The sequence below is a fragment of the Streptohalobacillus salinus genome (genome assembly GCF_003201605.1).
Lineage (GTDB): Bacteria > Bacillota > Bacilli > Bacillales > Amphibacillaceae > Streptohalobacillus > Streptohalobacillus salinus.
This window is the reverse complement of sequence record NZ_QJJR01000003.1, coordinates 147,945-160,785: the sequence shown is the minus strand read 5'-3', so window position 1 is coordinate 160,785 and position 12,841 is coordinate 147,945. Positions and strand designations below refer to the sequence as shown.

The 12,841-nt window shown below is 39.6% G+C and carries 12 protein-coding genes; 8 read left to right on the top strand and 4 right to left on the bottom strand.

Annotated elements, in window-relative coordinates; genetic code table 11:
- Nucleotides 1–122: 122 nt before the first annotated feature.
- Complete coding sequence (locus DES38_RS03725; protein WP_110250754.1) at nucleotides 123–1,397, top strand: methyl-accepting chemotaxis protein; 1,275 nt, start codon at nucleotides 123–125, stop codon at nucleotides 1,395–1,397.
- A gap of 95 nt (nucleotides 1,398–1,492) precedes the next feature.
- Here the strand turns inward: DES38_RS03725 and DES38_RS03720 are convergent, their stop codons facing one another.
- The 3 genes from DES38_RS03720 to DES38_RS12160 all read right to left on the bottom strand — a co-directional run bounded on the left by DES38_RS03720 (nucleotide 1,493) and on the right by DES38_RS12160 (nucleotide 5,270).
- A complete protein-coding gene (locus DES38_RS03720) occupies nucleotides 1,493–2,833 on the bottom strand; it encodes an FAD-dependent oxidoreductase (protein WP_110250753.1) in 1,341 nt (446 codons plus the stop codon).
- Nucleotides 2,834–3,324: 491 nt separating this feature from the next.
- Nucleotides 3,325–4,944 carry an ABC-F family ATP-binding cassette domain-containing protein gene (locus DES38_RS03715; protein WP_110250752.1) on the bottom strand — a complete coding sequence of 540 codons (1,620 nt, stop codon included), beginning with the start codon at nucleotides 4,942–4,944 and terminating at the stop codon, nucleotides 3,325–3,327.
- 203 nt (nucleotides 4,945–5,147) lie between these two features.
- Nucleotides 5,148–5,270: a hypothetical protein gene (locus tag DES38_RS12160; RefSeq protein ID WP_281267681.1), complete on the bottom strand. Its 123-nt coding sequence runs from the start codon at nucleotides 5,268–5,270 to the stop codon at nucleotides 5,148–5,150.
- Nucleotides 5,271–6,087: 817 nt separating this feature from the next.
- Between DES38_RS12160 and DES38_RS03710 the strand changes: the two genes are divergently transcribed.
- The 5 genes from DES38_RS03710 to DES38_RS03690 all read left to right on the top strand — a co-directional run bounded on the left by DES38_RS03710 (nucleotide 6,088) and on the right by DES38_RS03690 (nucleotide 10,888).
- Entirely contained in the window at nucleotides 6,088–7,368 is a 1,281-nt protein-coding gene (locus DES38_RS03710) for a helix-turn-helix domain-containing protein (protein ID WP_110250751.1), read from the top strand.
- A 166-nt stretch (nucleotides 7,369–7,534) separates the two neighbouring features.
- Nucleotides 7,535–8,779: an MFS transporter gene (locus DES38_RS03705; protein WP_342767345.1), complete on the top strand. Its 1,245-nt coding sequence runs from the start codon at nucleotides 7,535–7,537 to the stop codon at nucleotides 8,777–8,779.
- Nucleotides 8,780–8,848: 69 nt separating this feature from the next.
- A complete protein-coding gene (locus tag DES38_RS03700; protein WP_110250750.1) occupies nucleotides 8,849–9,448 on the top strand; it encodes a nitroreductase family protein in 600 nt (199 codons plus the stop codon).
- Nucleotides 9,449–9,573: 125 nt separating this feature from the next.
- The gene (locus DES38_RS03695; protein WP_110250749.1) at nucleotides 9,574–9,825 is read left to right on the top strand and encodes a SunI/YnzG family protein; all 252 of its coding nucleotides are present in this window, start codon (nucleotides 9,574–9,576) and stop codon (nucleotides 9,823–9,825) included.
- Nucleotides 9,826–10,270: 445 nt separating this feature from the next.
- On the top strand, nucleotides 10,271–10,888 hold the full coding sequence (locus DES38_RS03690) for a DUF2628 domain-containing protein (RefSeq protein WP_170114328.1): 618 nt from the start codon (nucleotides 10,271–10,273) through the stop codon (nucleotides 10,886–10,888).
- A 2-nt stretch (nucleotides 10,889–10,890) separates the two neighbouring features.
- Here DES38_RS03690 and DES38_RS03685 read toward each other — a convergent pair whose 3' ends face one another.
- Entirely contained in the window at nucleotides 10,891–11,391 is a 501-nt protein-coding gene (locus DES38_RS03685; protein ID WP_170114321.1) for an AAA family ATPase, read from the bottom strand.
- A gap of 545 nt (nucleotides 11,392–11,936) precedes the next feature.
- On the opposite strand from DES38_RS03685, the gene DES38_RS03675 reads away from it, so the two are divergent.
- Together DES38_RS03675 and DES38_RS03670 are read left to right on the top strand one after the other, a co-directional pair.
- On the top strand, nucleotides 11,937–12,389 hold the full coding sequence (locus DES38_RS03675) for a hypothetical protein (RefSeq protein WP_146206349.1): 453 nt from the start codon (nucleotides 11,937–11,939) through the stop codon (nucleotides 12,387–12,389).
- Between the two features lie 42 nt (nucleotides 12,390–12,431).
- A complete protein-coding gene (locus DES38_RS03670) occupies nucleotides 12,432–12,836 on the top strand; it encodes a DUF4181 domain-containing protein (RefSeq protein ID WP_110250744.1) in 405 nt (134 codons plus the stop codon).
- Nucleotides 12,837–12,841 lie beyond the last annotated feature (5 nt).

Genomic DNA, 12,841 nt, shown 5'->3' with positions numbered 1-12,841 from the left:
TTGAATTTAGACTTTAGTTCTGGTACAATACTCTTACTAAACATGAGAGTAGACACCTGTCCTCGCACGATTAGTGATGAAAGGGTTAGAAACTAAATTGAGAATGAGATGAGGAACAAGTGTTGAAAAGCAAACTAAGAGTAAAATTCACCATTGCAACAGTTGTGTTACTATTCGTTGTTTTGTCGTTAGAAACCGTTATTTCGGAAATTGTCATGCGTATTGTATCGGATACGTTAATGATTAATGTACTATCTTCATTATTCAGCGTGTTGATTATTGCTGTGGGCATGTATCTGGTCACGAATGTGTTAGTCCTAAAACCCGTCGGTCAGCTGATGGACTTTGCGCAGTTATTAGGAGAAAATAAATTTGATGAGCGTTTAACCGTAAAAACACAAGATGAATTTAATCAATTGGCGGCATCCTTTAATGCCACTGCAGAAACGTTGGCAGGTCTGACGTCGATGCTATCGGATCAAAGTAACCGTTTGAAAGAAGAGACAGATGTATTTCACGGAAGCATTGACACCCATACGACGCAAACGGATCAATTAGCGGAACAGGTTCGGGTCCTCGCAGAAGGGAACCAAACCATTACCGCTGATGTAGAGCAAGTGGTAAGTCGAGTCGGAGAGATTGCAAGTAAAACAAAGCATGCGCAAGACTTCGTTAAGCGGACGGTAACGCTTTCTGAAGATGTGCACAAGTACGTAAAAGAAACAAGCGGTGCCGTAAGTACAACAAAGACACGATCGACGACAGTAAAAGATAACCTTGATCAAGTCGTTCGTGATGTCGAAGGACTCGAAAAAACATCTGCCGAAATAAGTAAAATTATTGACGTTATCTCCGATATTTCGGCGCAAACTAATTTACTTGCACTAAATGCAGCTATTGAAGCGGCCCGTGCAGGAGAATACGGCAAAGGTTTTGCGGTTGTTGCGACTGAAGTTCAAAAGTTAGCTGCTCAGTCAAACCAATCAACAGAGATGATTCAAGATTTAATTGAGTCTGTTCAAGAAGGGATTCGTGTGATTGCAGTTGATATTAAAATGAGTGAAACAGAAACCAGTCATATGCTTTCCTCTGTGACGGATATTTCTGGCTACATGGATAAAATCAATGAGAAATCTGATACCATTCACCAAGAACTCACTGAAGTCTCTGCTGACATGGATCAATTATCACGAGATAGTCAAGCCATTACGGAAACGAGCAGTCATACGAAACAAGTGATTGCCTTATCTAATCAAGAAGTTTCTCAAATGGTCGAAACCATAGACGAGCAACAGGCGACCGTACAAGAATTAAATAGCATGTATCAAGTTTTACATCAGTTATCAGATGAACTGGACCAATCGATAAAAAAATTGAAATATGAAACGAAGGACTAAATAAAAAATAAACATCCCGATGCAATAAGTGATGAGCCACTTACAACACCGGGATGTTTTTATCATCGTGAACGATTGTTCACTAATCTCTGGAATTATTCTTTCGCATCTTCCATAGCCATTAAAGCCACTTGGTTTAAGTAGTTAACGGGCTTGTTGAAGTGTGGTTGGAAGAAGAAATCAGTTAATGCTAATTCTTCGATCGTAACATCTTTAGCAATCGCAACTGATACGGTATTAACTACTTGTGTTAAGTCAGTATCAGAAATGACTTGCGCACCTACCACGCGGTGGGTTGCTTTTTCGTAGACGAGTTTTAATTTAACGATGCTATTTTCTGGCATGAAATCTGGACGGTATGTGTCTTCAAGATACGCAGTACCAACTTCCATTTCATTCACAGCGGCAGCATTTTCTGTTAAACCTGTTGAACCAATATAGTGGTTATAAATTTTCAGACCTGATGTCCCTTGTGTACCTGGGTGCTTAAAGGTTGGTTTAACTAAGTTTTGTGCCACAAGTGTTCCCATGCGAACAGCATTTGTTGCTAGTGGAATGTATGCTTGTTTTTTCGTTGGGTTGTAAGGCACAGCGCAACAGTCACCAGCTGCGTAGATGTCTTTTTCGCTCGTTTGCATGTATTCATCAATAACAATTGCACCATTTGGTAAAGTTTGTAGTTTGTCTTTAAATAGGTCAGTGTTAGGACGGAAACCAATACATAAGACAACCAAATCAGCTTTGATTTCACCTTTGTTTGTAATAACCTTTTCGACAGAATCCTTACCTTCAAAACTTTTTACAAGTTCGTCTAAGTGCATATCGACCCCTTTTTCACGTAGGGTCGCTTCGACAGGATCGGTAAATGTTTTGTCCAGGTAACGACTTAGAATACGAGATTCTGCATCAATTAATGTGACATTCTTACCCTTTTCTTCGAAAGCTTCGACGAGTTCAACCCCAATATAACCGCCACCAACTACCGTAACATTCTCGACGTGCTCAGAGCGACGGATGATTTCTTTGGCATGATCATAATTTTTACATAAGACAATGTTATCTAAATCAAAACCAGGGAATGGGGGAGTGATTGGCCATGAACCTGTTGTCACGATTAATTTATCAAACGCGTGTGTTGTAACCTTGTCGTTGGTTAAGTCTTTCGCTTCCAACTGTTTTCCTTCAACATCGACATCAGTAACTTCGTGTTTCATGTACATGTTGACACCTTTATCTTCAAATCCTTCAACGGATGCGTAAAACAGTGATTCAGCTTCTTCGACAACGCCACCGACGTATAATGCGATGCCGCAAGACAAGAATGAAACCGTATCGTTTCGTTCAAAGACATGAATCTCAGCCTCAGGGTATAACGCTAATGTGTTCTTAATGGCAGCCGTACCTGCGTGTGTACATCCAATAACAGCAACTTTCATTTGTTCATTCCTCCATTTTTTAATGTAATAGTGGTGCATTGATGATTTGTTTGTGAAACTAAGTTCCTAGGATAAACCTCATGTGTAATTATTCACAATGCGGTTTAAAAAAAGAGAACAATTACTTTATATACTTATTATACGCCTTTGTTTAAAATGTGACAAGAGTTTGAATAGTATTTCACATACTTTTTTTCGTATCCCTATCAGATCAATGTTTATTGCCTTTGTTGTTTGTCGTTTCACAAAGTGTTCACATCTTAAACCGTTTATTTGTTCACAATATAGGAACTAATTAACAAATCTCACTAGTAACTATACCCGGTCGAAGTCGGATCTACACCAATGCTTTGGTCGCATTTTTAATTAAATAGACAAAGCAGACCTAGCAGTTAAGGAAAGACGCATGAACCGTATAGGTTGCTGGTGATCACTAACGGAGGTACGATAAAAAAGACTAGAACCGGCAGGCTCTAGTCTTTGACTTCTATTTAAGCGTAACGTGCCTCTATCTCTTTTTGAAGTGCGCGATCATTAACGAATTCATCATAAGACATTTCTTTATCAACAATGCCGGTCGGTGTAATTTCAATTAAGCGATTAGCAATACTATTGATAAATTGGTGGTCATGAGAGGTGAATAACAATGCGCCTTTAAAGTTAATCAAGCTATTATTGACCGAGGTAATCGACTCTAAGTCCAAGTGGTTTGTTGGTTCGTCGAGAACTAACACATTTGCACTAGACAGCATCATTTTAGATAACATGCAACGGACCTTTTCTCCCCCAGATAATACTTTTGCTTTTTTTAAGGCTTCTTCGCCACTAAATAACATACGCCCTAAAAATCCACGTAAGAATGTTTCAGTTTGATCTTCTTTCGAATATTGACGTAACCATTCGACAAGGGTCAATTCATTGTTTTCAAAGAATTCACTGTTGTCTTTCGGGAAGTAGGATTGTGAGGTTGTGACTCCCCACGTATAGGTGCCGCTGTCCGGCTCCATCCGACCCATCAAGATTTCAAACAATACCGTTTTGGCTTGTTCGTTACGACCAACGAAAGCAACTTTATTGTCGGGGTTGAGGGCGAAACTGATGTCATCAAGAATTTTAACGCCATCAATTGTTTTAGTTAAGTTTTCAACGCGTAACAAATCATTACCAATTTCACGTTCTGGTTTAAAGGCCACGTAAGGATAACGACGAGATGACGGCTTAATATCATCAAGTGAAATGTTATCTAACATCTTTTTACGAGACGTTGCTTGTTTAGATTTAGATGCGTTCGCACTAAAGCGAGCGATAAAGTTTTGTAATTCCTTAATTTTTTCTTCTTTTTTCTTGTTTTGATCTTGTGCCATTTGCAAAGCAAGCTGGCTTGATTCATACCAGAAATCATAGTTACCGACATACAGTTCAATTTTACCAAAGTCAACATCAGCGATGTGTGTACAAACTTTGTTGAGGAAGTGACGGTCGTGAGAAACAACAATGACCGTGTTTTCAAAGTTAATTAAAAACTCTTCTAGCCATTGAATCGCTTGAATGTCCAAGTGGTTAGTTGGCTCATCAAGTAAGAGAATGTCAGGCGTTCCGAACAAAGCTTGCGCAAGCAACACTTTAACCTTCTCAGAACCAGATAATTCGCTCATCAATTTGTCGTGGTGTTCTTCGCCAATCCCTAAACCTTTTAACATGACAGCGGCATTTGCTTCAGCTTCCCAACCGTTTAGTTCGGCGAACTCACCTTCAAGTTCGGCGGCTTTCATGCCGTCCTCTTCAGTGAACGGGTCTTTACTATATATCGCATCTTTCTCTTTCATGACCTCGTAAAGACGTTTATGACCTAGCATAACGGTCTCAAGGACGCGAAACGATTCAAATGCGAAGTGATCTTGATTCAAAACGGCAAGGCGTTCATCTTTACCGAGTGATACATGACCACTTTGCGGTTCGATTTCACCTGAGAGTACTTTCAAAAAGGTTGATTTACCGGCGCCATTTGCCCCGATTAATCCGTAGCAGTTTCCGGGTGTAAATTTAATATTTACATCCTCAAATAATTTCTTATCGTCGAAGCGTAAACTTACATTTGTAGCTTGTAACATGTATTATTATTCCTCCATCAAAAAAACATAATTAAAGCCTAGCTTAAGCGATAAACGCGCCTAAGTCAATCAAAGTCTTTCATATTTAATGTTAAGTTTGTTATCCGTTCCGTTTATTGCCAACAAGATGTGTCAAAAAGCTAGAAGTAGAATTTTTCTTTGCCTGCCTTTAATGACGATTAAAATGACTTATGGTCTGTGTTCTACTTCCGTTTGCGATCAAGGTACGTATGCAAATCGTTGATAAACATCGATTCTTCGATAACATCTGTTTTCAAATAGTGGATATAGCGATAAGTGAAAAAGGCTTTTTGTTTACAGACCATTTGGATAGCCTCGTAAGCCTTGAGGGGCAAGCCTTGGTTATCCAATAAGAATTTGGCGAATTTTTTAAATGTTGCCCAATTTGCAGGCAAGTCTGTTTTTGAACGGGCTACATTTTCTCTAATGTATTAATCACCAAGGAAATCAACGCTATCTTCTGCCGTCATTTCTGATAAATGGGAATCAAATCCGTTTAGGAAATGTTCAAAAAACGCAAGGTGATCAAGATGGGTTGAGACGGTCGATGAAACATCAGTCAATAAGAAAACGAACGGGTTTCAGCATGTAAACAACGAACCTGACCTCTCCCTTTCCCCATCGGTCACTCAGGCAAACAAGTGAAGCCTTCTGGTAATAGGTAAAGTATAAATGAGTTTAGCTAGTAGATCCAATGGTGCGGTTTCAGAGGAATGAGCTAAGGGCTGATGGAATCTGGGTTGGGCGGATGATCAACTAAATGAATCATACCAACCTTGTTGTGAGTTTTTCTGTTGCAGTTATTGCATAAGCAAAGAGAGCATAGAAAACCTCTTAATGCTTGTGGCGATCCATTGCATACCGAAAAAAGGGAGACATCATTATTTGTAACCCCTTGTTTAAAGTACGCGTCTTAAGGGGGAAGTGAAAAGAATGAAGCTGTCACGAAATAGGAACAGCCATTTAAATGCAAACTGAAACTGTATGTCAGAGGAAATGCTGACATTGATATTAAACATAGATCACACCCATGCTCAATCACGAATATTTCGTGAATTAATTGAGATTGATAGTGACTAAAGTCATAGTTTTGTGTAAAATAGAAGGGGAAGAGGTGATAAGATGCCGACAGGTATTGGATGTAAAATCAAATATTTTAGAATGAAGCAAAAACTGACCCAAGAGGAGCTCGCCGAAGGAATTGTTTCGGTCTCTTATCTATCTAAAATCGAGCGTAATAGTGCAGATCCAAATCCAACTGCAGTAAAACAACTGTGTGAACGATTAAATATTAACCCAGAGCGGGTGATTGATGATAACATTGCAGAACTTGTTAACCAATGGACTGATCAACTGTTAAGTAGAAATTTAGCCATGAGTCATGATACATACCAAAAAATTGAACGTAACATTGAAAAAGTGATTGATGCCGATCTATTTTGGCTTGTTGAACTACATACATTATACTATTTTATTTTAACCGATCAAAGAAAGTTAGCTGAACGAAAATTCAAGTTTTTAGAGCAAGACACACAAAAGTTTTCAAAAGAAGAATTCTATTTTTGGTTAAAGTTTTCTAGTCATTTTTATTATATGTTAGCAAGCTACGAGCAAGCGTTTAATGGCTTTATCAAAGCTGAGAAATTATTTTCCCGTGTCTTTGAGGATCAAGATGAAGAATACTATGATTTAGTGTTTCAAGTAGCAAAAACAGCTAGTCTCCTTCATTATACCTATCACTCGACGATGTACGCCGATCGCGCCCTTGACTATTATAGGGAAAATTATAAACTAGGTCGGGCTGCGAAATGCCACATATTAAAGGGAACGAACTTTAAACGCATGCGAGAAATGGATGAAGCGCTCCATCATTTTGAGACGAGTCAAGATTTAGCGGAGCGGTTAAAGGATAAAACCATTTTGTATTTGGTCTATGAAGCAATGGGCGAATTGTTTTATGATCAACACTTGACAACACAAGCGCTGGATTATTACATGCGCAGTTATGACATTGTTAAACATAGTTATACGTTGCACGAACTTAAAGCAATTCTCGGCTTAATCAAAACAGAGATACAATTAGGAGAACTGGAACAAGCAGCCGGATGGCATGAAAAAGGATTAATTATTATTGAGGAAACGGCGGATTTAGCGCCGCGTTACGTGTACCAATTACGTGTGCTTTATTTTGTGATTCATGGTTATGATAAAGCGTTTGAAACACTCTTACAAAAAGAAGTGTTGCCTTATTTTAAAGCACGATCGTTACATTTACCTTATGCGGCTTACTTGAAGCTTTTAGCGGACTATTACTATAGCCAGCGGAAGTATAAACAATCGGCAGAGTATTACAATGAAGCCCATAAAGCACTTAATGACATTCGAACATTTGATAATCAATAATTTTAAGCATCTCGCTCGAGATGCTTTTTAATTTTCATCTCAATCTTAGGCGATAACATGGATTTTTAGTTTGATTTCCGGTATCTTAGATATTAGTGATTCAAATCGTCTACATATACGGGTGTTAGAAAGAGAGAAGCAAGGCAATGGAGGGGGAACAAGTTTGGTGAAGAAACAAAAAATTTATTATGGTTGGATTATGGTTATTGTCGCGGCAATCGGCGTCTTTTTCTCTGGCCCAGGTCAAACGTACTCTAATTCAACATTTATTGATTATTTGATTGCGGATTTCGGCTGGTCGCGGACCGAAGTATCCAGCATTTATTCAATGGCAACTTTTTTTGCTGGTTTAATTATGATTGTTGTCGGTCGTTTTATTGACCGCTTTGGCCAACGCTTGATGATGGTTGGCGTCGGTGTTTTGTTTGCGATTGCCTTATTTTATAACAGTTTGGTTACGACCTTGCCGATGTTATTTTTAGGATTTTTCCTTATTCGTTTACTCGGTCAAGGGAGTATGTCCTTGATTCCAACGACACTTGTTGCGCAGTGGTTTGTCAAAAAACGTGGGGTTGCCTTTAGTCTCATGTCACTGGGTGGTTTTATCTCCTCAGCTATGTTTCCAATTATTAATATCTGGTTGATTCAATCATACAGTTGGCAAGTGGCTTGGCGCTTTTGGGGTGTTATGTTACTTGTAGTATTTGTGCCTATTGCGTTTTTCTTTGTTAGAAATCGCCCGGAAGATATCGGACTTGTTCCGGATGGCCATGCCGAAGGGCCCAAGCTCAATTTAAAAGCATCAATGGAGATTGCCGAAGTTGATTGGACGTTAAAAGAGGCAATGCATACCCGCACCTTTTGGTTTGTCCTGTTTTGTGTTGGTGTACCAGCGATGGTGAACACCGGCATTACGTTTCACATCACCTCTATTTTTGGTAGCCAGGGGTTAAGTGTGCAAATGGCTGCGACGATTCTTAGTATGATGGCTTTCGTGGGCATCCCGATGTCCTTCTTGTCGGGGTTAATCTTAGATAAAATTAAAACAAATGTTGCTTTAATGATTATTTTCGGTCTTGAAGTCATCCTCCTCTTGTTACTTACTGTGATGACGACCAATGTTCTAGCAATCTTGTTTGGCTTTTTATGGGGTGTCGCTGGTGGAATTGAACGGATTAGTTTAAAAGCGATTTGGCCGAACTACTTTGGTCGACGCTATATTGGTTCCATTAACGGGGTCTCTTCGACGGTCATGGTCCTAGGCTCATCGTTAGGACCACTCCCTTTTGGAGCTGGTTTTGATGTATTTGGGAGTTACCAACCAATCTTGCTTGGAATGATTGTTTTCCCGGTAATCGCCTTTATACTTAGTGTTCTCGCAAAGAAACCAGAAAAAACGATAAATGTTTAACGGTTCCCTTTTTCGGTAATGGTACAAGTAACGGTAAATTTTGTATGATTACGAAGGAGGAAATGGTTTATGTCAAAAACATTACGTCAAGCAATTGAAGAACGTCGTTCATATTACGCAATCAGTGACGAAGAGATTGTTTCAAAAGAAAAAGTCGAAGAAGTGGTCCAGTTTGCGGTGAAGTATTCGCCTTATGCGTTTAATTCACAAAGTGGCCGCGTCGTGATTCTGTTTAACGAGCACCATAAAGCGTTATGGGATTTAACCAAAGAACATTTACGCCCCCTTGTAAAAGAAGAAGACTTTCATAAAACCGAAGCACGTGTCGATGGATTTAAAGCTGGATATGGAACCGTGTTGTTCTTTGAAGATACGGAAGTGGTCAAAAATTTAGGGGAACAGATGCCATTGTATGAAGATAAATTCCCAACATGGTCTGAACAAGCATCGGGTATTCTGCAATATGTGGTTTGGACGACGTTAGAAACAGAAGGATTAGGTGCGTCCTTACAGCACTATAACCCGTTAATTGATGATGATGTGAAAGAACGTTTTGATCTTCCGAAACATTGGCGCCTATGTGCGCAAATGCCATTCGGTAAGCCGGTGGAAGCACCCGGAGAAAAAACATTTCAATCTTTAGATGAACGAATTAAAGTGTTTAAATAATAAACGCAATCGGAACGAATAATGAAGCGTCAATCCATCACTCGGGTTGACGCATTCGTTTTTGATAAGGGATGTGTGTGACTGAATAACAACAGCAAAGGGCTTGAAAAAAAGGAGGAAGGCGCGTGTTAGGTATTCAGGTGAAGAAGTCAGCAGGTCTTGTGACGATTAGGTGGCAATTATCAAAAATTGAAATAAATGAAGCAGATATCATAGATGTTTCATCGGGTGATAGCTATGGTGGCGATGATAAACAGGCAACGCGGATCGGTACTCCTTATGGTACGACCGATCGCGTTGTAATCAAAACCAAACAGGACACGTATATTCTGTATACATCAGATTATCAAGCGATCAAACAGACAATTGAAGCCTAAGCGAGCGGTTGACGGATGGTGCTACCGGCAATGATTGTTTATGTTTTTAGCGTGGCTGTACAGGTGCGAGCGACACACCAATTAAAGCGGCGGTGATTAAACTGCATTAGTCTAAAGATAAGGTTACAAAAGAACGACTGAGAGAGTGGAACAAATCACTAACTAACAATGTCACTTAAAAAACAGGCAAGCGACATGTTTATTCGAAATGTCATTTGCCTGTTTTGTGTTGCATTAAAAGGGGAATTAGCTGATGCCGATAGTGGGTGTGTGATGACATGAAAAACCGCACTCAGAAAGGGAAAACCATTGGAATAAAGGTTATGGGTTTTATCGGAAAAAATTTTAAAAACAGATGGAAATGTGTTGGGTATTTGATATACTAGAAACACGGTGTTTACTAATAAATAGAAAATCAACCGTTATAAAGGAAAGGGGAATAACTATGTATTGTCAATATTGTGGCGCATCGATATCAGATGACGCCGTGTTTTGTCCGAAATGTGGCAAATCGGTTGATGCTCATCAGACCGAAAAAACGGGTGAACAAGCAAAATCAAATGGATCCCATCATGACCTCGATAACAGTGAAACAGCAACGACAGAAAAAGCACCACATCTAACCGAGAGCTGGCGCTGTTTTGTTGATACACGCTATCATTATTATGCAGATAAATGGTCGAATTCAAGCGATCCCGCAAATCACGCCGGGTGGAACTGGGCCAGTTTTTTTGTCGGTTTATTTTGGCTCGGTTACCGTAAGATGTTCGGGATATTGTTGATGATTCTGGCGATCTACTTGGTGACTGATGCGATTGTTTACTTTACTGGTATAGGTTTTTTAAACTCAGTGATTCCCTTCGCAATTTTCGTTTACCTCGGTGCCAAAGGAAATAGTTTATATTACCGTCATGTGAGTGATAAGGTTGCTGTCATTGGATCAGATAAGGCGTGTTATCAATACCGAAAAGCAGGTGGTGGCAGTGGTGCCGGATGTCTAGGTAGCTTGCTGTTGTTTGTTGCTTATATTCTAATTTCGGAGTATATATTTGGTTTGATTTAGCTTTAACAAAGTTGTGCAAGAAACTTTTTAACCTCTCCCCGTGACTTGAAATGATAATAAGCAAGGTGAGGGTGTTCTTTGATCATTCTTTTGGTTGAGCCGAGCTTCTCGTGCTTAAAACGTAGGACATACCAGAGAAAACTAAAGCTTAGTCTTTCTTCACAGCCTGCTGCCATATCTGGACGTGTTCTGTTTCGGTGGGTGAGGTAGCGTTTTAAAACACCAAAAAGCGCAAGTCTGGTCGGGAAGTCAAGTAAAATAACGGTATCGGCCTGTTGTAAGCGTGCCGGTAACGTATGGTAATAGTTCCCATCCATGATCCACGTGGATGTTGGGAGAGTCGTCTGCAAAAAATGGTTAAGTTGATCAGGGGATTCGACCCAATTTGCTCTAAAAAAGGCTTGATCTAAATGGTAAAGCGGAAGCTGTAAATGCTTTTGGAGTGAGCGTGCAAGCGTGCTTTTACCAGTGCCAGGACTACCAAGAATTAAGATGCGTTGCAAAGCGACCATCCTTTCGTTGAATAAGGTCTAGGTGTATGACCAAACTAAAGCTATCTTTACTTAAGTATAGCATCATTGCTTTTGAATTCACGCGTATGACGGGGACAACCTTTAAATCTATTGCTGCCAGGAAAGGACGGAAGAACCATTGCTACCAATAATTAGTACCTTAGTTTTTTATCTGTTGGCACAACTACTGATAATACGATATTTCCACCGGGAATATCGCCGCTCAAAAACAGCGATTGAAGCAATTCCTTACAAGAACCCAAATCATAATCGCTGGGATCATCTGATAAAAAGCGTGCTGATGATAGCTGGACCGTTCATACTTTTTCTGTCCCTTAGTGAGGTCATAACAAAGCCGCTGACATTATTGAGCTTTGTGGGAATAAATGCTGTGTTGTATGTCAGAGCTTATTGGAGTTTTAAACATCATCAAGACGCTCGGCATACGCTAGTACTTCTATTAGATGCGATGCTTATTACCCCACTGGTGATAACGGCAATATTAGTTACCGTGTGATCAACGTGTTACGTGGTTATTGACTGACAGAATAGATGAATTAGCTGAAGGGATGGTGGAGAAGATGGATCCTGCGTTTATTATTGGGTTGGTGTCTTTAGCAACAATGCATGTGGTAAAGCGAATTCTAGGTGGACATCTACAGGTTGATCCACTGCCAGAGGGTAAGGATTTTTATCTCAATGAGACCCATGAGAATAGCGCGAGGCGCGTGCATGTGAGTATGTTGTCGCTGGGTGTTTTCAGTGTGTTAGGTTTTGTTTTTGCGCAAGTAGACGTAGCTAACGTGTGGATTTATCTACTGGTTGGCTACGTGTTGAGCTACACATTGGGGTTGAATATCGTTCATATTCATATGTATGCACAATATTCAAAACAACCCAAACAAGCCATTATGCTATTCATCGAATTGATGATAAAATCAATTTTTATGATAATTATGTTATATTACTTCCCGTTAAATCAAATCTAAAGTGGGCTAAGCGGTAAGTGAAATCGGAAATGGAGGGGAAAGATGGGAATCTATTTGTGGTATATTCTTGGTTTTTTTATTTTCACATACGGATTAGAATATGGTTTGAATCGTTATTTTAAGTTAGAAAAACGGACGATTTTCACTAATCACTACGTCAATGATACCCATAAAAAAGTTGACTTCATTGGGCGGTTTGTGAGTATTGTTGTCATTGTCTCAATTTTCTTTTATCTGTTCTCGCTAGAGAATGACTTTTTGTTAGCAATAGGTTATTTGTTAGTGTTCTCGATCCAAATTATTTTTGATGGTGTGCGTGCTTATTTTGAGTGGTATCAATCAGATGAGCCGAAGCGCGCGGTTGTAACGCTAGTCAGAATCGGTCTTTGGTTAGTGTTTTTAATGGTCGCTGGTTTCGTCATTTACGATCTATTAGTAGCGGTGTAGTCACT